The following is a 23,513-nucleotide window of genomic DNA, read 5'->3' on the forward strand; positions in this document are numbered from 1 at the left end:
AGTTAATGCGCGCCACTGCGCTTGGCGTTGACGACCGTCTGCTCCAGAGGGTTATAGCCTTCTGGAACAGGCACAAGATTTACCCTTTTTGCATAGTCCTCAAAATAGGCCTGCATCGCTGCGACACGCTCGGGCATCTGGTCCGCCAGATTGTGTAATTCCGACGGATCAGCTTCGATATCAAACAGTTCCCATTCGCCTGTGCCTTTAGGGGCCAGATTCTGCATCAGTTTATATTTGCCCTGGAATACTGCCGAGGACCCTGCAAGCTCATATCCGACCGGGTTGTTATCGTCGCGCACGGTTTCCGTCTCACCCTTCAGGACCGGCATCATACTGATACCGTCTGGCGTATAGATTTCGCGACCGTCATAGACCGGTCCGGGAACGTCTACGCCGGCAACTTCAAGAAGTGTTGGAACGATATCGCGAACAAAGGCAAATTTATCGACTTGCGATCCGGGCTCGACAACACCCGGGAATTTCACGATCAAAGGGACACGCAAACCACCCTCGGTCGAGAATGTCTTAAAGTAGCTGCCCGGAACCGCTGCGGCTGCCGCCCAGCCAGGGCCGTAATCAGCATAGACACCCTGCTGCCCCATATCCGAATAATCGCCGTCAAAATCCTCGATATAGACCTTGTCGTAATGGGCTTTGTACCAATCACGATAGGCTTCAGACAGCGGCAACTGGTTCGGATCCGGGCCGTTATCCGCAAGGAAAATGACGATGGTGTTGTCCGCAATACCTTTTTCATCCAGATAGCTCAGGATCCTGCCGATATTGACATCCATATTGTCCAGCATTCCGGCATAGGTCTGCATCCGTCGCGCGTTAAATGCTTTTTCTTCGTCGTTAAGCTTTTCCCAATCCGGCATCTGCCACGGTTCATAAGAGGTTTTCGCAAACTCCGGGTCCAATTCCACATTCGGAGAGATCAGCCCAAGTTCCTTCTGCTTTTCCAGACGCGAAACCCGCAGGGCCTCGAACCCTTCGTCATAAACGCCGTCATATTTGTCGATGAATTCTTTTGGCGCCTGATGAGGGTAATGGACGGCCTGATACCCGACCCAGGCCAAAAATGGTTTACCGTCATCCAGGTTGCTGTCGATGTAATCGATCATCGTTTGGGTATAAAAATCCGACGAGAAGTAGTCGTCCGTTGGCAGGCTGACAAGCTTGTCGTCCTCGTAATAGTGCACCCGCGTATAGAACGGGGCATAGGGCTGCTCGACCCAGTTATCCGCACCGCTTTCGCCCAGCATAAAGGATTTCTCAAATCCGCGGTCATAAGCGATCGTGCCAGGCTCATGACCTAGGTGCCATTTGCCGGTCATATAGGTGTGGTATCCTGCGTCGCGCAACAGACGCGGCAACGCAACAACCTTGTCGTTCAAATGACCTTCATAGCCAGGCTTGCCGAATTGGTTATCGGCCTGAATCTCTAACATATTGCCGAGGCCTGCGAGATGGTTGTCGACACCGCTGATCAGCATAGTCCGAGTGGGCGAGCAAGACGCTCCGACGTGGAAATTGGTGAACAGCATACCGTCATCTGCCAGTTGGTCGATCGAGGGCGTTTCGATTTCACTGCCAAATGCGCCAACATCGGAAAACCCCATGTCATCTGCGATTAGAATAAGAACGTTTGGGCGTGTATCCTCAGAATCGGCAAGTGCTGCAGTCGTTGATAACGCCGAAGCGCCAAGCACAGCTAATATATTCCTTAAAGGAACCATTGAATCCTCCGTTATGTGGGAAGTCCGGGGCGTCGTGCCACGGTCGACAATAATGTCGCAGGAAACGACATTTCCGGCTACAGAAAGAGACGGTCATTCCATCATTTGGTATGAGCGTTCTGAATATTGGAACGAGGGTGCAAATGATTGATTCCAAAGCCATAGATGCGGTGCGCTCATTGGCCAGACACGGCAACTTTCGCGTGGCAGCGGATGCAATCGGAACCTCTCCGGCAAGTTTCTCACGCTATATCGGCCAGGCAGAAACTTATGCCGGTCAGGCGCTATTCGAACGGACAGGCCGCGGCGCAACCATCAGACCGGCGGGGAAACGCTTTCTGCAACTTCTGGACGCGCTGCACAATGCGACCAGCCAGTTTGAAGCAGGAGTCAAACGGCTGCGTTCGGTCGGCCCGGAGGTGCTGAATATCGGCTGCGGCCCCCTGACGACCCGGACGATCATCACGCCGCTTCTGGCAGAGCTGCTTGATAACTGGCCAGATCTTCGCGTCCGCGTTGATGTGCGGGCCACCATGGAACCCCTCGAAGCATTGCGGATAGGGCGCCTGGACGTGGCGGTTTGCGATCTGACGCACACGCCCAACCTAAGCGATCTGGACATTCAGGTCGTTCGAAAGGAACCCGTTTTCTTCTGCGCTCGCCCCGACCATCCCATTCATCAGGCAACTCCGGTCTCAATCGCTGAGGTGTTTCGGCATCCGTTTATAACCGCGCATATGCATCGCCACTGGCGCTCTGCCATTGCCGCCACTCTGGGGAATGACGAGAAAGCCTGGCATATTGTTGACCGATTGCCCCAGATCGAAAGTGACGATTTCTCTTTAGTTGCCGATATGGCCTGCAGAGCAGACCTGATTGCCGGAGGAATGAAGGAAGATTTTGATCAGCACCTGAAATTGGGGATGTTGAAAGAGATACGAACCACGCAACCTCTGACCTGGAACATATGCGCTGCCCGTCGCAAGGGCGTTAAATTTGCCGCGCTTGATATGTTCTGGAATCGATTGTGCCACCGGTACGGGGCGGAATAAGCCCGCCGCATGACCGGAATGCCCGGCGGTTAGTCTACATCGCGGACAACGCGAAATCCGACATGATTGCTGCCCAACGACATCTCAACCGGCTGCCGCGCTGCAGGTCGGTAACGCAGACAGAAATTCGGCGCGCAAAGCCATGAGCCCCCTTTGACCAACCGCATTGCACCCATCGATGCGCTACCGAACTGGGCGGCAAAGGCCTTTTCCGGGCCGGTAGGATCAATTTGGTCGCCAGGAATGTGCCCCGGCACCCACCAGTCGGCCACGTGCTCCCAGACATTGCCCGCCATGTCATACAGGCCGTAGCCATTGGCCACATATGAAGCTACGGGTGCGGTTCCGACATGGCCATCGTCAGCCAGGTTTTCGCTTGGGAACTGTCCTTGCCAGGTGTTTGCCTTCCACCCATTGCTGGGATCATAGCTGTCACCCCAGGTGTAGTCGGCGCCTTCGATCCCGCCGCGAGCTGCAAATTCCCATTCGGCCTCGGTCGGCAGACGACCTCCGATCCACTCTGCAAATTCTGCGGCATCCTCGGGTGACACATGCACCACCGGATGGTCGCCCAGTTCCGCAATCGAACTGCCCGGTCCTGCCGGGTGTTGCCAGCATGCACCTTTGACATAGCGCCACCATGCGTTGGGATTATTCAGCGACACCGCTTCCTTAGGCTGGGCGAAGACCATCGACCCAGGCTCAAGCAAATCTGCAGGCAGACCCGGGAAATCCTCCGCCGACAAGCCACGCTCTGCCGTTGTCTGATACCCGGTTTCTTCGACAAATTTCGCAAATTGGTCGTTTGTAATTTCTGTCCGCGTAATGTCAAAGGACCTGACATTCACTGGATGGACCGGAGTCTCTTCCGCTTGAAAGTTTTGCGAACCCATCAGGAATTCTCCACCATCCAGCCGGACAAACTCAGGACCTGGTTTGGAACCGATACTGGTATACCAAACGGCAAAGCATACAATCGCAACCACGGGAACCGAGCCATAGGCTAGCAATCTTTTTGAAAGGGGCATGTAGAATTAACCTGTTGGATCTATCAGGGGTGAATGTAGTGATTTGGTACGGTTTTCAATCCCCTACTGTGAATGGGCAGCATTTCCACCCTTCGACCTGAGCTTCAACGAAAGGAGCGCGCCTGCCTGCTGCGAGGCAAATTCACCTACACTTGTAAATTCATGTCAAATTGGGACCGCTGTTCAATTCAAACGATCCACAGCCGCCAAAGCACCCGACAGAGCGACCTTGATCTCTAAGGGCATGCCTCTGCCCTGTTTATATTGATTGGCCGCGATCCAACCTGCCTTGTGCCCCCGCGCACCGATCGCCTTCATCCGTGCATCAGCCGCAGAATCCGGCATTTTTTCAATCAGGTTTCTCGAATACTCGATCTCATCGCGGGACAAAATCATACCAACCGCACTGTATACATCCATGCCTACTTGCATCGTCAAATGATCCAGCCGATGCGTTGCCCCAGACAACATGCGCGTGCAAAAGGCCGCTAGAAAATACCAGCGAAAGATCGCAAGTATGCGCTTCTGAGTATCAGTGACTGTATCCACCTCAAATAATGCCGTGGCGGATATCTTTTCAAATGCTGCACTGGCCGCCTGTGAGGCCTGAATAATCTGATCCTCGCGCACGTCTACGGGTATGACTGGCGGGACAGGTGTCACGACCGGCTGGTAAGTTTCGAAATTCATGCATGGCCTCCGGCTTTGGTTGCTGAAGGGAACATGGGGGTTCGAAAATGCATCCCGATGTGAATCTCTGCCATAGTTTGTAAGTATACCCGGTATTTTGGCTAAACTTAAAAGTCATTTTTCATATGTAACGCAAACTCAAGGACAAACTTGGCTAATTGAGTTATTAATTGTGTGGGATTTGGGCCGCATTTTTTGCTGAAATCTGGGCCTTTATGTCGCCCTAAACTCCCTTACATCTGACACGATCTTGCAGAATTTGTGCCCTTTTTACCAAATACAAACAGTCAATCCTGCTGATCAGTTTACGAGTTTGAATTTAACGAGGGGGTACAAGCGGGACTAGGGGGTGAGCGCCTGCCGGGCCGGGCTCGCCCTAGGGCAGAGCAGCTCCCCCCGCCGCCTTCCGTCAGTCGATTTTGCTTTTTTGCGAATGCGGTGTGACACCAAAACTGGATCGATAAACCCGCGAGAAATGACCGGGATTTTCAAAGCCACAAGCCAAGGCGACCTCGGTGACGGATGCTTCGGTCTGAAGCAAAAGCTTTTGCGCGCGTTCCAGGCGCAATTCCATAAAGTATTTTTTGGGCGAAGTGTTGAGATACTTACCAAATAACCGCTCTAACTGGCGCGTGGATATGCCAAGATCATCCGCGATCTTTGACGGAGAAACCGGTGCTTCAAGGCATTCGCGCATGGTATGGATAGCCCGAGCCAGATGTGCGTTACGCATCCCGTTGCGCGATTGCAATGATACCCTTTGTTTGGCCGTTGCGTTGCGGGCAGCATTATACACCATCTGGTCTGCAACCGCGATCGCCAGCTCCTCGCCGTGGTCGCGTCCGATCAGATGCAGCATAAGATCGGCAGTTGCCGTCCCACCCGATGCTGTGATGTGTTTCGCGTCTGCCACGAAGACACTGCGCACAAGGTTCACCTCTGGGAACGCTTCCATAAACGCATCGTGATATTCCCAGTGGATCGCAGCCTGAGAGCCATCCAGAAATCCGGCCTCTGCTAGAAGCCAAGCACCAGAACACAATGCCCCGATCGGCGTGCCCCGCGCACGTTCGCGTCGCAACGTCGCCAGAAGGTCACGTGAGACATGGTTGCGCATGTGGATGCCCGACAAGACAAACAGCTGATCAGTCTTTGGAATATCGCCCAACCCGCCATGCACAAGTGTCACCACCTTATTGGAACACACTGCACGATCTGCGTCCTCCGATATCAGCGTCCAATCATATAGCGTTTTCTCACTGACCAGATTGGCGATCCGCAGTGGTTCGACGGCACAGGAAAAGGCGAGATGCGAGAACTCCTCGATCAGAACAATGGTGATGTGCCGCATCTGAGTCATAGGGTTTTCCACTTTGTTCGGCCGGATTGGCTGAGTCTTTGTCGTTGGATTATGCTGCACGAAATTTCTATGTATACAATATGTATTTTATTCGGATACAAAAAGGAGGCAATCGAACCCAATCGATTCTTGCTGACTGGGCTGGAGGATCCGGATGAAGGACGTCGCAAAAACCCGCAAAACGCAGCTGGCCGAGCACTTGAAGGTCTCGATCCTGACTTTGCGCCTGCAACCTGGCACCGATCTGGACGAGGTGCATCTGTCCGATGCGTTTGGCCTGTCGAGAACGCCTTTACGCGAAGTCTTCCGACAACTCGCCGGAGAAGGATATCTGGACCTGCGAACAAACCGCAGCGCGCGCGTGTCCGAAATGTCGTATACCACCTTGCGCGATTTCTTTCTGGCCGCTCCGATGATCTATGGTGCAATCCTGCGACTGGCAGCGGCGAATGCAAAGCCTGTGCAGATTGAAGCCCTGAAAACCGCACAGCAGGCATTCAAGGCCGCGCTGCGGGATGGGGCAGCCGAAGAGCGCGCCCTGGCCAATAACCGCTTTCACGAAGTGACCGGCGAAATGTCGGGCAATGTCTATCTATTGCCCTCTTTCAACCGTTTGCTGATTGACCATGCCCGTATCGGCATGACCTTCTACCGGCCACAGTCGGGCAGGATGGTCGAAAACCTGTCCGAGGCAAGCCAGCAACACGACGCCATCATCGACGCCATAGAGACACGCGATGAAACGGCTGCTGCGCAGCTGGCCGAAGATCACTGGAACCTGTCACGCGATCAGATCGAACTGTTCGTGATGCCCGATGCGCTGGATGTCCCAATGGGCCTCCCACCGCTTTCGAAACCTGCATGAGGACGGAATGAATCCAATTTTCCAATTTGAGGGGGTCTATACCCCGGTGGTCACGCCCTATCAGGCCGATGACAGCGTCAACTGGGACGCGCTGGCGCAGGTGATCGAGCTTCTGATCAAGAATGGCGTGCATGGTCTGATCTCGGGCGGGTCGACCGGTGAGAATTATGCGCAGACCGTGGAGGAACGGCTGGAATTGGCGCGGTTCACCCATGTGCGTCTGAAAGGCCGTTTGCCTCTGGTTGTTGGCACGGGCGCGATGTTGACGTCGGACTCGGTTGCGCTGGCGTCGGGTGCAAAGGAAATCGGGGCAGATGCGATCCTGTTGGCCAGCCCGCCCTATTCGGTGCCCACCGACCGCGAAAATGCGCTGAATGCGCTGGCCATCGACAAGGCCGCCGACCTGCCGGTAATGCTGTACAATTATCCTCACCGCACAGGCACGATGATGGGCGAGGAATTCCTGGACCGCGTCGGACGCAGCAGGAATTTCTGCGGCATCAAGGAAAGTTCGGGCGATATCAACCGGGTTCATCTTCTGGCGCGGGACTATCCGCATATCCAACTGGGATGCGGTATGGACGATCAGGCGCTGGAGTTCTTTGCCTGGGGCGCGCCGTTCTGGGTCTGTGGCGGCTCGAACTTTCTGCCTGCCGAGCATGTGGCGCTATACCAGGCCTGTGTAATCGAGGGCAATTATGCCAAGGGCCGCCGGATCATGTCGGCGCTGATGCCCTTGATGCGGGTATTGGAACAGGGTGGAAAATTCATCCAGACCATCAAGCATGGTGTCACAATGAATGGGATTGACGCGGGCACCGTTCGACCGCCGCTGAAATCTTTGAACAAAGATGACAAACGCGCGCTAGAGCAAGTGACGCGCGTGCTGAAACAGAAAATCGCTGACATCATGGCAGAGGGGTAAGGTATGACATTGCTGACGCAGGACGAATACGACTCCATCGCCGCGGGTCTGACCTTGCCAACCGGCGCCTTTATTGATGGCGCGTACCGCCCGGCGATTTCAGGGCAGTCCTTCACAACGGTTAACCCGGCGACCAACAAGAAATTGGCCAACATTGCCGCCTGTGGTGTAGCGGACGTGGATTTTGCCGTCGAGAAGGCGCGCGAAGCGTTCGAAGATGGCCGCTGGTCGAGGCTGCACCCATCCGAGCGCAAAAATGTGCTGATCCGGTTGACCAAACTAATCACACGCAATGCACGTGAACTGGCGGTGATGGAAAGTATCGACAGTGGCAAGACCATCTTTGACTGCGAGACCGTCGACCTGCCCGAGACCATTCATTGCCTGAAATGGCACGCTGAGGCGATCGACAAGATCTATGATCAGGTCTCGCCCGCCAGTGACGACCACATCGCTTTGGTCGTGCGCGAGCCGATTGGCGTTGTCGGGTTAGTCCTGCCCTGGAATTTCCCATTGCTGATGCTGGCATGGAAAATCGGGCCCGCTCTGGCTGCGGGCTGCTCGGTGGTGGTGAAACCGGCCGAGGAAACTTCACTGACGGCATTGCGGCTGGCCGAACTGGCGATGGAGGCCGGTCTGCCACGCGGCGTCCTGAACATCGTCCCCGGCGCAGGTGCCGAGGTGGGCGAACCTATTGGACGGCACATGGATATAGATATGGTGTCCTTCACCGGCTCAACCGTGACTGGCAAACGGTTCCTGAGCTATTCGGCGGAAAGCAACGCCAAAGAGGTGGTGCTTGAAATGGGCGGCAAGAATCCGGCCATTGTGATGGAAGATGCAGAAAATCTGGACCGCGTGGCGGCACATATCGTCAACGGTGCGTTCTGGAATATGGGTGAGAACTGCTCGGCCACGTCCCGCCTGATTGTCCACAAGGACATAAAGGCCGAGTTGCTCGACCGCATCGCCCATCATGTAAAGCAATGGAATATCGGCGAGCCTCTGAACCCGGAAACACGATTGGGCGCAATGGTCAGCGAAGCTCATTTCGATAAGGTCTGCGGATATCTGGATCAGGCCGAAAACGTAGTGATCGGAGGCAAAGCGGACAATGGCTTTGTCGAGGCCACCGTAGTCGAACTCCCTGGCAATGACGCCATCCTGGCACGTGACGAGATCTTTGGTCCCATTCTTTCGGTGATCACGGTTTCCAGCTTTGATGAGGCCATCAAGATCGCCAACGATACCGAGTATGGTTTGTGTGCGTCGATCTTCACAGCCAATGCGAAACGCGCCATTCGCGGGGCGCGGATGATCCGGGCGGGAACGGTGACTGTAAACAGTTTTGGAGAGGGCGATATCACCACGCCCTTTGGCGGTTATAAACAGTCTGGCTTTGGTGGGCGCGACAACTCGATCCATGCGCATGACCAGTATACCCAGCTAAAAACCATCTGGGTCGACCTGTCCGACGATGCGGATGAGGCCGTGGATTGAGCAGCTATGCCGCCCGAACCCTGCCAGTCCATCGCGGACCTGCGGCCTGGAGCGTCATATTAGGCGATCCACCCCCAGCCCAAGAACTGGATGGTGATCTGACGGCGGATGTCGTGATTGTTGGTGCCGGTTTCGCAGGCCTGTCAGCGGCACAGCGTTTGAGGCAGCTGCAAAGCGACGCAAAGATCATCGTGCTTGAGGCTGGCCGCGTGGCCGAAGGGGCTGCTGGGCGCAATACGGGTTTTATGATCGATCTGCCACATGACCTGGCCTCGGACAATTATTCCGGGCCGGGGGATGATCGCACCATGATCACACTAAACCGACTTGCAATTGATTTTGCCCGATCGGCGGTCGAGCAATATCAGATCGACCCGAATTTCTTTGATCCGGCTGGCAAGGTTAACGGAGCGGTGAGCGCGGCGGGACATGCACATAATATCAGCTATGCGCATCATCTCAGCACTTTGGGTGAGACCAGTGAAATGCTCGACCAACAGCAGATGCACGCCCTGACAGGGTCGCGCCACTATCGGTCGGGGCTATACACGCCCGGCACGGTTATGTTGCAACCAGCAGGCTATATTCGTGGTCTGGCTGCGGGACTGATCAAGGATGGCATTGCATTGTACGAGAGCTCTGGCGTGACCGGGTTTGAGAAGCAAGGCGGTGCGTGGCTGGTAAAAACCGCGCGCGGTACCGTCAGCACTGGTACAGTCATCCTCACGGTGAACGGGCATCTGGAAAGCTTTGGGATCGAGCGTGACCGCCTGATGCAGCTGTTCCTGTTTGCGGCAATGACCCCGGAGCTGGACGCCGAAGTACTGTCGCGGCTGGGGGGGCAACCCCGCTGGAGTGTCACACCATCTGATCCGTTGGGTACAACGTTGCGGCGCATTGATACGGCACAGGGCGGCAATCGGATCATAACTCGTACCTGCGCGGCCTTGCGCCCGGGCATGACCTCGACTGCTGGTGATCTGGCGCGCGCCTCGCGGGTGATGCAGCGCAAATTCGACCAGCGATTTCCGCAGTTGGCGGGGCTGGACATGCAATATCGCTGGGCCGGTCATCTCTGCCTCAGCCTGAACGGCGTCGCCGTCGCACGAGAGGTCGAACAGGGCGTAATTTCTGGCTGTGTCCAGAACGGGCTGGGCACGGCGCGCGGCACCCTGACCGGTATCGCGGCGGCAGAACGCGCCTGCGGCCACAGCTCGAATATCACCCGGTATTTCGACGCCCAGGGTCAACCCAAACGCCTACCCCCAAAGCCATTCCGCGAGATCGGTGCCAATGCGGTGCTGCGCTGGAAAGAATGGCGCGCGCGGGACGAGTGATCAGGGCAGGCTCAGCTTGGCCATGCGGCCTCCGTCTACTGTGTAGACCTGCCCGGTGATAAAGCTGGCATCACCCGACGCCAGGAAGGCGACGAGCGCCGCAACCTCTTGTGGGCTTCCGGTTCGGGCAACGGGGTGTATGCGCTTGATATCCTCGTGAAATGTCTCCGGGTCCGGCATTGAGGCGATGAAATCCACGTTCAACTCGGTGTCGATCCAGCCAGGGGCCACGGCGTTGCAACGAATGCCCTCTGCCCCATGATCCACGGCCACCGCTCGTGTCAGACCATGCAACCCGGCTTTGGATGCGCAATAGGCGGCATGGCCGGGATTGCTGCCCAGCCCCTCAATCGAGCCGATATTGACAATCGCCCCGCCGGCCCGTCGTAAATGGGGCAGCGCCGCCTTGATCAGCAGGAACGGGGCCGTGAGGTTGACTGTCAGCGTGCGCTGCCAGTCCGCAATGCTCATCTGCTCGACGCCGGCTTCCTGCATCATGCCTGCATTATTGACCAGAATGTCCAATCGCCCGGCCTGATCAACGACCTGATTGACCACCGTTTGCGGGCTGAGGGGATCTCTGAAATCGGCCTCGAACCCTTCGAATTCCGGATCGCTCCCACGTTGCGCGGTAAAGACCCGTGCACCTTCGTGTTGCAAACGTTCCGCGATGGCGCGTCCGATACCGCTGCGCCCGCCCGTGACCAGCGCGGTTTTGCCGGTAAATCGCGTCATGAAACCGGTTTTCCTCCGTTCACTTCCAGCAATGCCCCGCACACATAGCGCGCGGCGTCCGAGGCAAGAAACATCACCACATCAGCAATATCCTCGGGCTCGGCGATACGCCCCAAGGGCACCGTCCGGCCCAGCTCGGCCACGGCAGTATCCGGATCAAAGCCGCGTTTTTCAAACCCCGACCGCAGCATCGGCGTGTTTACTTCATTCGGGCATACGGCGTTAATGCGGATGCCCTGATGCGCGTGGTCCATACCCATGCATTGTGTCAACGACGCAATGGCTGCCTTGGTCATGCAATAGACCGCGTGGTTCGGCCCAGGGCGCAGGCCCCAGCATGACGCGGTGTTCACGATGGCGCCACCACCACGCGCCGCCATGATCGGGATTGCGGCGCGACAGATGCGAAAGGGCGCCTCGACATTCACGCCCAGCGACAATGCCCAGTCGGTATCCGAGGTCTCGGTCACCGCTCCGCGGGTGATTACCCCCGCATTGTTGACAACGATATTCAGCCCGCCCAGCGCATCCGCCGCATGTTGCGGCAATGCATCTGCATAAGCGCTCTCGCGCAAATCGCCGGGCAAATGGGCGTCGGCTTCGATACCCTCAACCGAAACGTCCGCAACCGCAACTCGTGCCCCTGCCTGCCGCATCCGCTGTGCAATAGCAGATCCGATGCCGCCCGCAGCCCCTGTGATGAGCGCTGTTTTGCCCGTCAGCTCCATTTTCCCTCCGAGTGCTAAATAGAAACCCACCCGACAATGCAGTCGGGATAGGTCCAAGGCGAAATCTTTAATAGGTTTGGTTCAGCTCGTCAGCGGCGGGAATTTCCCGTTCTCGCCGGGCAATATAGTCCAGCAGGGCCTCGTTTTTGGCCACGTCCAGTGTCGGTTCCTGGTATTCGGCCAGCAGCTTGCGCGCGTGCTTCAACACGCGCTCAGTGATCTCAAACCCGCCTTCTGCCACCCATTGCTCAATCGAGTTATTGTCGAACATCTCGGGCATGAAAAACGCCGTTTGAAAATTGTCCTGCGTGTGCGGATGACCCAGATAGTGCCCGCCTGGACCGACCTCTGGAATGGCGGCAAGAGCTTGGTCGAAATCATCCCATTGCGGGCCTTCTGCCATGCGATAAGCCATCGCACATTGTTCAGCATCGACAATGAACTTGGCGGTGGAACAATGCATCCCAGCCTCATTCCAGCCAGCCGAATGCCAAATATAGTTCGCACCGGAATGAAGAACCGCCTGCAGCGTCGTGGCGGATTCGTACCCGGCCTGCGCATCAAATGTCTTGGCCCCACCCAGCGTGTTCGAGGTGCGCCATGGAACGTCGTAGAACCGGGCCATCTGCCCGATCATAAAGTTCATCAGGCTGATCTCGGGCGTGCCGGCCATCGGGGCACCTGATTTCATCGACACCGTCGACAGGTAGTGCCCGTAAATCGCCGGAGCACCTTTGCGAATGACTTGGGTATAGGCCAGCGCGCTCAGTGCTTCGGCGTTCAATTGCGCCACGGTGGCGGGAACCGATGCGGGCGTATTGGCCCCGCCCAAAACAAAGGGCGAGCACAACACAGGCTGATTGCGGCGAGAAAAGGCCCGCATCGCGCCCAGCATCGTTTCGTCCCAGACCAGCGGAGAGTTTCCGTTGCAGTTGCCCGTGGTGACCGGATGATCTTCAATGAAATCTTCCCCGAACAGGATCGCACACATCTCAATGACGTCTTCGGCGTTTCTGGGCGAGGTGGTCATACCCATGAACGTCTTGTCCGAATGTTTCATCGACGAATAGGTAATCCGCAGATGTCGCTGACTGATCGGGTGGTCGTAAGGTTCGACAATGTGATGCGCCGAGGAATGCATCGCCGGCAGCATGTGGCTTAGTTTGTGGAACATTGCCAGATCATCGAGCGTCGGATTGCGCCTCACGTCATCGAGATCGCGCAGAAAGGGCGCGCCGGTCATCGGCACAAAGATCGAGTGCCGTCCGCCCAGTCGCACGTTCTTGTTCGGATCGCGAGCATGATAAGTGAAGGTGCTGGGAATGGTGGCGATCAGCTCTCGGACCAGGCCCCGGTCCAGATAGACCAGTTCGCCCTCGACCTTTGCGCCAGCTTTTTTCCAATCCTCCAGTGCGATTGCATCGCGAAACTGAACACCGACATTCTCGAGAATATCCATTGAGGCGCTGTCGATCCTGTCGATCTGGCTGCCGTCCATCACCTCGCATAGGGGGATGCCTCGGGTCAGGCCGGGCAACATCTCGAAATTCGGAGCAGAGCGCAGCGCGCGCCGGGCCGCACGGCCACCGGTTCGGGTCATGGTACGCATATTCACAGGGCGATCCTCCAATCCTCCCCAAAAGATTGCGGTATTTGGTCAAAGCAAGCCTCACTAATTGCGATACATGTTTGCAAGAAGCGACCCGCACCCGAAACCGCCGAAATGATCTACAGACCCATGATGACGACCAGACCTGCTATCAGTTCTGCCATGCTTAGCGCGGGATCATCTCCGCCCATATCCATGATCCACTCCATGTCGGTGATGGCATAAGAATCGTCAATGAACTGGCTGACACCAAACCCGGTCGTCACAGAAACATTGCCTGATCTTTACCGCACGTATCGGAAACACGGCACTCAACATCATCGTTTTGGAAAATTTCTTCTGGCGCACAATCTTAAAAAGTCCAATATTTGAGTGAGAAGAATTAACCTGAAGACCACCAACGGCTACACCTGTCATGTCCAGACGCCACTATAATCTGCCGCCACTCACCACGCTGTCGGCCTTCGAAGCCGCTGCGCGCCATCTAAGCTTTAAGAATGCGGCTGAAGAACTGTCGGTAACGCCGGGCGCGGTCAGTCATCAGATCAAAGCGTTGGAAGGTGATCTTGGCACCGCCTTGTTCCAGCGCAAACACCGAGGGGTCGAACTGACGGAAGACGGCAAAGCGCTGTATGACGCGCTGGCTTCTTCGTTTACCCGCATCTCAAAAACACTGGCAACAATCCGCGACCGTGCCACCGTCGAAAAGGTAACCGTAGGATCAACCACTGCAGTGGCTGCTCTTTGGTTGTCGCCATCGGTAATCCGGTTCTGGCGCGAAATGCCTGAAGTAAATGTTGACCAGCTTTCACAGGATCGACCATTTCGGGATCGGCCGGATATCGATTTCTTTATTCGCTACGGCCGGGACGGCAACGGTGACCTTTCGCACACTCCTCTGTTTCGGGATTGTCTGGTCCCCGTCGCCTGCCCAGAGGTGGCGGATCGGTTGGCCGGTGCAAGCCTTGAAGATCTCGCCGCTGAACGACTGATACATCTGGACTCTGAAGACCGCAGCTGGACCACTTGGCCCGAATGGTTTCAACAACTCGGGTACACGGGAACCATTCCGATCGATTCTCGTGTGAACAGCTATTCGGTAGCCCTCCAGCGGGCGCGTAAGGGGGCCGGGCTGGTTCTTGGATGGCAACGCTTGATCCAACCCATGCTGCAATCGGGAAAGCTGGTGGCAATCGGGCCCCACCTCCAGATCGCTCCAAACCAGTTTTATCTGGTTGGCCGCTTGGATGAAGACTTGTCCGAAAGTGCCCGGGCGCTGAAAGATTGGATCATTCAAGAGGTTCAGGACGGTTCGGTTTAGGTGAAATCACCCTGTGATGAGGTTTTCTGATATTGAGTGGATGCCAGCGTATCCGCCAATAGAGACCAAACAACACCTGCAGGAGAGCCCGATGAACAAGCATACTGCGTTGTCTTCCGTTCTGGTCGATGTGAATGTCGCAAACGGCCTGCCAAACGAACACTATATCGACCCGGCACTTTTCGCCGAAGAGCGTAGATCGGTTTTGTACGCCAACTGGTCCGGGATCGGCTTTGGCAAAGACGTGCCCGAGGAAGGCGATGCCATGCCGGTCGATTTCCTAGGCATGCCTTTACTAATCGTGCGGGATCGGGATGGTGAGGTTGGCGTATTTCAAAATACCTGCCGTCACCGCGGGATGATCCTTGTCGATACCCCTCGCAAGATAAGTGGCGCGATCCGTTGCCCCTATCACAGCTGGTGCTACAGCCTGAAGGGAGAGCTGCGTGCGACGCCACATGTTGGCGGCGCCGGTCACAACACCCATGAGGACGTGGATCGCAAATCTCTGGGCCTGATCCGTATTCGCTCTTATGTCTGGCGGGACGTGGTCTTTGTGAATGTGGACGGCAATGCACCCGAATTCGAAGAGGCGCACGCCGCCCTATTGGAACGCTGGAAAGAGTTTGATCAACCAGTACATCACGGCGGTGAGGCCTCTTCGTTCAAGTTGGAGGTCAAGACCAACTGGAAGCTGGCGGTTGAGAACTATTGCGAAAGCTATCACCTGCCCTGGGTGCATCCCGGCCTGAACAGCTATTCGCGACTTGAGGATCACTATAACATCGAAGTGCGCGGGCACTATTCCGGTCAAGGCACGCTTGTCTATCGACAACTCACTGACCATGACGGCACCACATTCGCCGATTTCGACGGGCTCAGCGATCGATGGAATGAGGGTGCAGAGTATGTGGCCGTGTATCCGAATGTTCTTTTGGGTGTGCAGCGTGACCATGCCTTTGCCATTGTCCTGGAACCGGTTGATCACGAAAATACCGTTGAGCATATCGAGCTTTATTATGCCAAAAGCATCGAAGACACACCTGAACATGATGGCCTGAGGGCGGCAAACGCCCAGCAATGGAAAACTGTGTTTGAAGAGGATGTGTTCGTTGTTGAAGGGATGCAAAAGGGTCGGCACGGAATGTTGTTCGACGGCGGTCGGTTCTCTCCGGTGATGGATGGTCCGACCCATAATTTCCATCACTGGGTTGCGACACAGATTGAAAGCGGTCGCGCCGACTGAACCAGCTGTCTGGCCACGCACGACTGGCCAGACGCGACGGAGACCCGATGGACAGAACAGAACTGGATCGCTTGCTACTTGAGGCGCATGATCATGATGATCCTGCCGCGTTGGTCCGCTATTACACTATTGCAGCAGATGAATGCGAAGCGGTGCAAGATATCGACGCGGCCTGTTTTTACCTGACCCACGCCTTTATATTCGCCCTGGAAGCCGGGGCCTCTGAAACAGATGAATTGAACCACAGACTGGTCGAGTATGGACGTGCATAGTGGTGGGCATCGGAGACTAACCTTGGTTTATATCTGTTCAATCCCACGTGAAATTTAAACCCGTTGTCTTGGGTTCAGTACTGGTAACACATGACGACAAGACCAAAATTTTGGATGACAGACTCATGAAGACAAATGCACAGGCAGTGGTAATCGGCGGTGGTGTGATTGGGTGCTCGATCCTGTATCACCTGACCAAATCGGGGTGGTCAGACGTGGTGCTGTTGGAACGGGATGAACTGACATCCGGCTCGACCTGGCACGCGGCGGCGAACATCCACGGACTGCATGACAGCACCAATATCAGCCGCATCCAACACTATACGATGACGCTGTACAAAGAGCTTGAGGCTGAAACCGGCCAAAGCTGCGGCGTGTTCCAGCCCGGCTCGTTATATCTGGCCCAAACCGAAGAGCGCGAGCACCAGCTGAGGCTGCAGGCCGCCAAGGCCAAGCTGTACGGGATGAATTTCTATGAGATCAGCATCGAAGAGGCGCAGCGTCTGAACCCGCTGGTCAATTACGATGGCATCCGATGTGTCATGTACGAACCTGATGGCGGTAATGTTGATCCCTCGGGGGTCACCAACGCCTACGCTGTCGGCGCGCGCCAGCGTGGGGCCGAAATCCACCGCTTTACGCCGGTCACTGCGACAGATCAGCAAGAAGACGGCACCTGGATCGTACGCACCCCTAAGGGGGACATCCAAACGCCGTGGGTTGTGAATGCCGCCGGTCTTTGGGGCCGCGAAGTTGCCATGTTGGCCGGGATCGAGCTACCCCTGCAACCGACCGAGCATCAGTATTTCGTCACCGAAACCATGGCTGACGTCGCGGCGCATGATACCCGCCTGCCCTCGGTCAGTGACCGCGATGGAGAGTACTATTTGCGGCAGGAAGGTCAGGGCCTTTTGGTGGGGGCTTATGAAAAGGATATGAAATTCTGGGCCGAAGACGGCACACCCTTGGATTTTGCCCATGATCTGTTTCCCGACGATCTGGAGCGGATCGAAGAGAATATGATGAACGCCATCGAACGCGTACCTGCCGTGGGCGACGCCGGGATCAAACGGGTCATCAACGGACCGATGATCTGGTCACCGGATGCCAACGTTCTGATGGGACCAGTGCCCGAGGTCGACGGCTATTTCTGCTGCAACGGCATCATCCCGGGATTCTCGCAATCGGGTGGCATGGGCCTGATGGCGGCGCAGTGGATCATCGAAGGCGAAACCCAATACGACATGTTCGCCTGGGACGTGGCGCGGTTCGACACATGGGCTACGAAAGATTTCACCAAGGCCCGCGTGCAGGATCAGTACTCACACCGCTTTGCCATCCACTTCCCAAATGAAGAACGCAGCGCAGGACGCCCTGCCCGGACCCGCCCGATTTATGACAGGCAAAAGGACATGGGTGCCGTCTTTGGCCTGAATGTCGGATGGGAACACCCGCTGTGGTTCGCAGAGGCGCCCGGCGCCACGGACACCAACGGATTCATACGCCAGAACTGGTGGGAACCGGTGGGCGCGGAATGCCGGATGCTGCGCGATCGGGCCGGGATCATCGACATCTCAAACTTTGCCAAATATGTTTGCAAAGGTCCGGGAGCCGAGGGTTGGCTTAATGCCGTATTCGCAAATTCCATGCCGAGATCGGTTGGTCGATCCTGCCTGACCCCGCTGATCTCAAAACGGGGAGGTATTGCCGGCGATTTCACCGTGACCCGCGTGGCCGACGACGAATTCTGGATCATCGGCTCGGGCATGGCCGAGCGCTATCACAAACGGTTCTTCAAACAGGTTCCTCTGCCCGATGGCACCCGTTTCGAAAGCCGCACCGAAGAGACTTGCGGCTTTAACGTGGCTGGCCCGAAATCGCGGGAAATCCTGCAACGGCTTACGAATACCTCGCTCAGCCCCGAGGATTTCCCCTTCATGCGCTCGCAACAGATCGAAATCGCCGGAATTGCGGTCCTGGCGCTGCGTGTCTCCTTCACCGGCGATCTGGGCTGGGAGGTGCATTGCGCCGCGAAAGATCAGCTCCGCCTGTATGAGGCGCTGATCGAGACCGGAAAAGAGTTCGGCGCAGGCCCAGTTGGCAGCCGCGCACTGATGTCGCTGAGGATCGAAAAGGGCTATGGGTCTTGGGGGCGCGAATACAGCCCCGAATACTGGCCACACGAGGTCGGTTTGGACCGGTTGTGCAAATTCGACAAATCGTTCCTAAACAAAGATGCCGCCAATTCTGCCATGACCTCTCCGGCCAGAGAGCAGCTTGTCCTGCTGCATCTGGACGAAGCCGACACCGCAGCTTCGAACGCTGACGCGACCGGAGGCGAACCCATTTTCATGGACGGGCGCGGAATCGGTCGGGTGACATCGGGCGCTTATGGCTATTCCGTGGGTATGTCGCTGGCCTTGGGCTATGTTTCGGGTGCCGAGGCCGGCGATAGGGTCGAGGTCATGGTATTAGGGCGCCCGCATAGGGCAACGATCCTGAAAGAACCGCCCTTTGATCCAACTGGGACGATCTTGCGCGGCTAACCCAGTCCGCATTAGATCCTTTAAGCGAGCTGTGGACATTGCCTTCGGGTTGTGGCGCTATCCGGTCAGTAATCTGATCTGCTCCATCCAGAGGATAGGCTGATGACAATCTTCCTGACTATTGCGCTGTTCATTGCGCTGTTTCTTGTTGCGATGAATCTTTGGACACGCAAGCTGACCCGTGACGGCCGGATGCGTGTCCCACAACCGGGGGTTATCATTCCCGTGCGCGGCGGCAATATCCACTATGTGGAAAAGGGCGACCCTTCCAATCAGACGGTTGTGCTCATTCATGGGCTGGCCGGGCAGTTGCAACATTTCACCTACGCCTTGATGGATAAACTGGCCGAGGATTTTCACGTCATTGCCGTGGATCGCCCCGGTTGCGGATACTCAACTCGTGAGACGGCAGAGCTTGGGCGGTTGCCCGAACAGGGCCGCATGATACATGAATTTCTAGAGGCAAAGGGGGTCAGCAACCCAATTCTGGTCGGCCATTCGCTGGGTGGCGCGGTTTCTCTGGCGATGGCGCTGGATTACCCGGACAAGATCAAAGCGCTGGCCCTGCTAGCTCCGCTTACTCAGGCGATGCCCGGGCCGCCCGCCGTGTTCAAACCGCTTGAAATCCGGACAGAATGGCTGCGCAGTCTGATCGGCAACACGATTGCCGTCCCGCTGGCCGCAAAAACCGCACCGCACACCCTTAGCGCGGCTTTTGCGCCAGAACCCGCGCCCCAAGACTTTCTGGACCGCGCCGGCGGCGCTTTGGGGATGCGTCCATCCGCGTTTATCAGCGCCTCACAGGATGTGATCGGGATTGAACAGAGCATGCCGGCGCAGGTCGCCCGTTATGGCGACCTGAAAGTGCCTGGCTCCATATTGTTTGGAGCACAGGATGCGCTCTTGTCAGCCACGCAACACGGTGAATCAATGCAAGCGTTTGGTCTGAGTTTTGAACAGATCGAAGGGCTGGGCCATATGATCCCCCTGACAGTCCCGGACATCTGCAACAACTTCATTCGCGGCGTGGTACAAAATACAGAACCCAGGGCGACGGTTGTGCCGAATTCGGATTAGTCCCAGCTAAAATATTCCCAACAAAGGCGCCATTTCCCTCTTGACCCTCCCCAACCCCTCCCTTAAATCGCCATTCACTCATGGCGGAGTAGCTCAGTTGGTTAGAGCAGCGGAATCATAATCCGCGTGTCGGGGGTTCAAGTCCCTCCTCCGCTACCAAAACCCCATAACATATCAGTTAAAAACGTGAACTCAGCGTTGCTCTCACGTACCGCAAACATGGTTTGGGTGGCATTTTGGGTAACAGCAGACGAATTTTGTGTTCAAAAAGAACTGGGAATCGTCACGAAAAAGCGGGAAACGCCACACGCCGCAACCAGTCCCAGTTCGCTCCAAGAGTTGAGATGCAGGCTCTCAGGGGCACCGGTGTAATCGCTAACTTACCCGCCGGTACCGAAGAAGTTGAGTAGACTTCTTAGTGATCAAGACGAAAGCAGCTTTGCACACACAGCCTTTCTTTCTCCATTTACAAATAATAACATTCATTTTATTGATTGTGTATGGATGGAAATGCATTTTCTCGCCGCACTTTCTTGTACAGCGCCGCTTGCCTTGGGATGCTTGGCACTCAATCCAGGATCGTGAGGGCCGAGTTGCAACTCGGCTCTTCAGCTCGGATTTCAACCGTATCAGACGGGTACCTGTCATTGCCACCGGAAATGGTCTTTGGGTACATGCCGAAAGAAGAACTCGAGCAGCTTCTGAATCGCAATCGAGTGGACGCGACCAAGTACGAGCCAGAGTGCAACGTGGCGCTCTATCGTGATGGTAAAAACACGGTGCTATTCGATGTCGGAGCTGGGCCGGATTTCATGCCCACGTCTGGCAAACTTTTGGAAACTGTTGAAACAATCGGCCTGTCGCCCGAAGACGTTTCACACGTGGTTTTCACCCATGCGCACCCGGATCACATCTGGGGCATTTTGGATGACTTCGACGACCTGCTTTTCCCCAACGCGACGCATCACTTTGGCCGTAAAGAGTGGGATTATTGGTGGAACCCTTCAACGGTAGATTCAATAGGAGAAGATCGCGCTGCGTTCGCTGTAGGCGCGAAGCGCCGGATGGCAGAAATTGAGGATCAGGTGGCGTTCTTTGACGACGGACAAGAGATCTTTCCAGGCATTGCCGCCCGTGCAAGCTTTGGGCACACACCCGGCCACATGGCGTTTGAAATCCGCAGCGGCAGTGAATCCGTGATGATTGTCGGCGATGCGTTGGGAAATCCACACGTAGCTTTTGAACGGCCTGATTGGCACAGTGGTACGGATCAGGATCCACAGACAGCTGCAGCAACTCGTAGTTTGCTGCTAGATGAGATTTCTCGCGAGCAAATGAAGATAATTGGCTTCCACCTGCCGAATGGTGGAATCGGCCGGGTCGAAAAAACTGGCTCTGCGTATAAGTTCATTGGAGAACCAACATGATACGAACGCTTGCGATTGCCTTGGCCTTGGCCGCACCAGCTTGGGCAAGCGAGGAAATTGCAGACCAATATCCGCAAAGCGTGCTGTATTCCAAACCGGTCGAGTATTTCCCTGGCGTCTATTCCGCCATTGGCGCAACCGCACCACCAACCTACGAAAACTCTGGTCACAACAACAATCTCAGCTTCATTGTAACCGGTGAAGGTGTAGTCGTCATAAACGGCGGTGCAGCCTATGTCCTTGCCGAAGCGCTTCACAAGGAAATTCAGGCCATCACGGATCAGCCTGTCAGACTTGTCTTCAACGAGAATGGCCAGGGGCACGCGATGCTTGGCAACGCTTACTGGTCAGAACTCGGCATTCCGATCATCGCACATTCAGAAGCAGCGGCTGAATTCGAGGAATATGGCCTGCAAATTCTGCAAGGAATGCAGCGATACAATCAGGACAAGGCAGACGGAACATTCCTGGCCGGCCCAACCGAGACATTCGATGATGAATACGTGGTTGAGATGGGTGAATTCCGGATTGAGGCAAAGTACCTCGGCCCTGCCCATAGTCCCGGCGATATCTCGATCTGGTTGCCGAACCAAAGCCTTGTCATTGCGGGAGACATGGCGTTTCACGAACGCATGCTGCCAATCTTTCAAGACACCTATACAGCGGATTGGCTTGAAACTTGGGACACCGAATTCGAAGCTTTAGATGCCACTTATGTGATACCGGGACACGGCCATCCTACGAACATGGATCAGGTGCGCCGCTATACACGCGACTACCTGATATATCTGCGCGGCAAGATTCAAGAGCATATGGATGCAGGAGGTGATCTGGCTGAGGCTTACTACGTCGATCAGTCACCTTACGCCAACCTGGACACGTTTGAAGAACTGGCCACGAAAAATGCAGGGCGCGTTTTCGAACAGATGGAATTCGAGTAGCTCAGGAATGTTGCGGAACAGGGATTAGCATCAATAATCTATGCGTGCTGATCGCCCCGACCCACATGAAAAATACGGCAACCCATGCGGTCAATGACAGGGCGGACCCTCCTGAAAGCCCGGCACCCACCGCGCAACCTCCCGCCAGCATGGCCCCAAACCCCATGAGAACAGCCCCTACGAGGTAGCGTTCCATCGGAGTTTCCGAGCCAAATCGTTCGATCCTCCACTCCCCTGCAGTCAAGGCTGAGCCTGCCGCACCAATTACTACGCCTGGGACAAGGCCGATACCGAAGGACAACACAACGTTTCGACTTGCAACCAACGCCATTAGTGTGTCCGTGGCCGGTCCGGTAAACGTGACTGAAGACACAGGCACGACTTCAAAAGATGCTTGCGCGATGGCAAATGTTATCAACCAGCCGAGCGCCACAGCCAGGCCAACTCCTGCGGCCGCTATGATCCTTATAGGCGCGACTTTCCGGTGGGACGCAAAGACAATGGCCGACACCAATCCCAACGCTGCAACGGCTGTATAAACCGTTGGCGAGAACCCAAGTATTTCTGAAAGATCACGCGGCGCGCCTCCTGGGACAGCCCAGATACCAGACAGCAACTCGCGGGCGGGACTAAGAACACCTGTGTAGGCGGCTTGAGCCACTAAGGTCAAAACCAACCCCGTAACCAGGGCGCGCAGATTACCGCAGGAGGCTAATACCAAAAGGCGAGATGCACATCCACGCGCCAGAACCATGCCTGCGCCGAACATCGCTCCACCAATTACCGCGCCGCTCAGGCTACCTGTCGACGCGATTGCACGTGTCTCGGAAAGGTCTAGCCACTCAAACGCGATAAGCACCTGCACCAAGGCTAGCGCAGTGGTGAAGGCGATCAGCCAAACGGCCAAGCGGGGACCTAACTCGCCTTCGGCGACTTCGACTGCCGACGCTCTTAAACAAAAGTGAGACTTCTGAGCCGTCACGCCAAACAAGATACCGACGAGCACTCCGGCAAATGCCAAGGCGCCAGAGTCTCCCAACAGATCGATGAGTCTCTCCATCAACAGAAACTCTCACTTCGTAGCGTGTGCATCCTTGTCTTCGGTCAAGTTG

Annotated in this window: 21 protein-coding genes and 1 tRNA gene; 13 read left to right on the forward strand and 9 right to left on the reverse strand. The window is 56.0% G+C overall.

Annotation, left to right across the window (positions count from 1 at the left end):
- Positions 1 to 2 precede the first annotated feature (2 nt).
- On the reverse strand, positions 3 to 1,742 hold the full coding sequence (locus tag AC2FJV_RS00090) for an arylsulfatase (RefSeq protein ID WP_496693670.1): 1,740 nt from the start codon (positions 1,740 to 1,742) through the stop codon (positions 3 to 5).
- Between the two features lie 143 nt (positions 1,743 to 1,885).
- Here AC2FJV_RS00090 and AC2FJV_RS00095 point away from each other — a divergent pair, with 143 nt between their 5' ends.
- Complete coding sequence (locus tag AC2FJV_RS00095) at positions 1,886 to 2,794, forward strand: LysR family transcriptional regulator (RefSeq protein ID WP_496693669.1); 909 nt, start codon at positions 1,886 to 1,888, stop codon at positions 2,792 to 2,794.
- 29 nt (positions 2,795 to 2,823) lie between these two features.
- Here AC2FJV_RS00095 and AC2FJV_RS00100 read toward each other — a convergent pair whose 3' ends face one another.
- The 3 genes from AC2FJV_RS00100 to AC2FJV_RS00110 form a co-directional block, all read right to left on the reverse strand.
- On the reverse strand, positions 2,824 to 3,822 hold the full coding sequence (locus tag AC2FJV_RS00100; RefSeq protein WP_496711982.1) for a formylglycine-generating enzyme family protein: 999 nt from the start codon (positions 3,820 to 3,822) through the stop codon (positions 2,824 to 2,826).
- 183 nt (positions 3,823 to 4,005) lie between these two features.
- Positions 4,006 to 4,512 (reverse strand): hypothetical protein, encoded by a 507-nt coding sequence (locus AC2FJV_RS00105; protein WP_496711984.1) that lies wholly within the window; start codon positions 4,510 to 4,512, stop codon positions 4,006 to 4,008.
- A gap of 409 nt (positions 4,513 to 4,921) precedes the next feature.
- Positions 4,922 to 5,872 carry a GlxA family transcriptional regulator gene (locus tag AC2FJV_RS00110; protein WP_496688702.1) on the reverse strand — a complete coding sequence of 317 codons (951 nt, stop codon included), beginning with the start codon at positions 5,870 to 5,872 and terminating at the stop codon, positions 4,922 to 4,924.
- A 154-nt stretch (positions 5,873 to 6,026) separates the two neighbouring features.
- Between AC2FJV_RS00110 and AC2FJV_RS00115 the strand changes: the two genes are divergently transcribed.
- Genes AC2FJV_RS00115 through AC2FJV_RS00130 form a run of 4 tightly spaced genes read left to right on the forward strand, consistent with a single transcriptional unit; the run spans position 6,027 to position 10,499 of the window.
- On the forward strand, positions 6,027 to 6,737 hold the full coding sequence (locus AC2FJV_RS00115) for a GntR family transcriptional regulator (RefSeq protein WP_142635889.1): 711 nt from the start codon (positions 6,027 to 6,029) through the stop codon (positions 6,735 to 6,737).
- A 7-nt stretch (positions 6,738 to 6,744) separates the two neighbouring features.
- On the forward strand, positions 6,745 to 7,662 hold the full coding sequence (locus tag AC2FJV_RS00120; protein ID WP_496711986.1) for a dihydrodipicolinate synthase family protein: 918 nt from the start codon (positions 6,745 to 6,747) through the stop codon (positions 7,660 to 7,662).
- Positions 7,663 to 7,665: 3 nt separating this feature from the next.
- Positions 7,666 to 9,162 (forward strand): aldehyde dehydrogenase, encoded by a 1,497-nt coding sequence (locus AC2FJV_RS00125; protein ID WP_282021559.1) that lies wholly within the window; start codon positions 7,666 to 7,668, stop codon positions 9,160 to 9,162.
- Complete coding sequence (locus tag AC2FJV_RS00130; RefSeq protein WP_496711988.1) at positions 9,159 to 10,499, forward strand: NAD(P)/FAD-dependent oxidoreductase; 1,341 nt, start codon at positions 9,159 to 9,161, stop codon at positions 10,497 to 10,499. Before AC2FJV_RS00125 ends, AC2FJV_RS00130 begins: the two co-directional genes overlap by 4 nt.
- Here AC2FJV_RS00130 and AC2FJV_RS00135 read toward each other — a convergent pair whose 3' ends face one another.
- From AC2FJV_RS00135 to AC2FJV_RS00150, 4 genes are all read right to left on the reverse strand, one after another.
- A complete protein-coding gene (locus tag AC2FJV_RS00135) occupies positions 10,500 to 11,234 on the reverse strand; it encodes an SDR family NAD(P)-dependent oxidoreductase (protein WP_496711990.1) in 735 nt (244 codons plus the stop codon).
- Entirely contained in the window at positions 11,231 to 11,962 is a 732-nt protein-coding gene (locus AC2FJV_RS00140) for an SDR family NAD(P)-dependent oxidoreductase (protein WP_142635880.1), read from the reverse strand. Before AC2FJV_RS00140 ends, AC2FJV_RS00135 begins: the two co-directional genes overlap by 4 nt.
- 67 nt (positions 11,963 to 12,029) lie before the next feature.
- Entirely contained in the window at positions 12,030 to 13,571 is a 1,542-nt protein-coding gene (locus AC2FJV_RS00145) for a trimethylamine methyltransferase family protein (RefSeq protein ID WP_496712373.1), read from the reverse strand.
- A 119-nt stretch (positions 13,572 to 13,690) separates the two neighbouring features.
- The gene (locus AC2FJV_RS00150; protein WP_496711995.1) at positions 13,691 to 13,837 is read right to left on the reverse strand and encodes a hypothetical protein; all 147 of its coding nucleotides are present in this window, start codon (positions 13,835 to 13,837) and stop codon (positions 13,691 to 13,693) included.
- Between the two features lie 149 nt (positions 13,838 to 13,986).
- Here AC2FJV_RS00150 and AC2FJV_RS00155 point away from each other — a divergent pair, with 149 nt between their 5' ends.
- From AC2FJV_RS00155 to AC2FJV_RS00190, 8 genes are all read left to right on the forward strand, one after another.
- Entirely contained in the window at positions 13,987 to 14,892 is a 906-nt protein-coding gene (locus tag AC2FJV_RS00155; protein ID WP_496711997.1) for a LysR substrate-binding domain-containing protein, read from the forward strand.
- A 91-nt stretch (positions 14,893 to 14,983) separates the two neighbouring features.
- Positions 14,984 to 16,138 (forward strand): aromatic ring-hydroxylating oxygenase subunit alpha, encoded by a 1,155-nt coding sequence (locus AC2FJV_RS00160; RefSeq protein ID WP_142635876.1) that lies wholly within the window; start codon positions 14,984 to 14,986, stop codon positions 16,136 to 16,138.
- A 47-nt stretch (positions 16,139 to 16,185) separates the two neighbouring features.
- Positions 16,186 to 16,410: a hypothetical protein gene (locus AC2FJV_RS00165; protein ID WP_142635874.1), complete on the forward strand. Its 225-nt coding sequence runs from the start codon at positions 16,186 to 16,188 to the stop codon at positions 16,408 to 16,410.
- Positions 16,411 to 16,535: 125 nt separating this feature from the next.
- Complete coding sequence (locus AC2FJV_RS00170; protein ID WP_496711999.1) at positions 16,536 to 18,956, forward strand: GcvT family protein; 2,421 nt, start codon at positions 16,536 to 16,538, stop codon at positions 18,954 to 18,956.
- A 102-nt stretch (positions 18,957 to 19,058) separates the two neighbouring features.
- Positions 19,059 to 20,033: an alpha/beta fold hydrolase gene (locus AC2FJV_RS00175; RefSeq protein WP_142635870.1), complete on the forward strand. Its 975-nt coding sequence runs from the start codon at positions 19,059 to 19,061 to the stop codon at positions 20,031 to 20,033.
- Positions 20,034 to 20,115: 82 nt separating this feature from the next.
- Positions 20,116 to 20,192: transfer RNA gene (locus AC2FJV_RS00180), tRNA-Met, on the forward strand.
- A gap of 515 nt (positions 20,193 to 20,707) precedes the next feature.
- Positions 20,708 to 21,460: an MBL fold metallo-hydrolase gene (locus AC2FJV_RS00185; protein ID WP_496712003.1), complete on the forward strand. Its 753-nt coding sequence runs from the start codon at positions 20,708 to 20,710 to the stop codon at positions 21,458 to 21,460.
- A complete protein-coding gene (locus AC2FJV_RS00190; protein ID WP_281995313.1) occupies positions 21,457 to 22,401 on the forward strand; it encodes an MBL fold metallo-hydrolase in 945 nt (314 codons plus the stop codon). Before AC2FJV_RS00185 ends, AC2FJV_RS00190 begins: the two co-directional genes overlap by 4 nt.
- A gap of 1 nt (position 22,402) precedes the next feature.
- Here the strand turns inward: AC2FJV_RS00190 and AC2FJV_RS00195 are convergent, their stop codons facing one another.
- A complete protein-coding gene (locus AC2FJV_RS00195; protein ID WP_496712005.1) occupies positions 22,403 to 23,461 on the reverse strand; it encodes a YeeE/YedE family protein in 1,059 nt (352 codons plus the stop codon).
- Positions 23,462 to 23,513: the final 52 nt, after the last annotated feature.

It is taken from the genome of Ruegeria sp. CDSA241, from assembly GCF_059611265.1.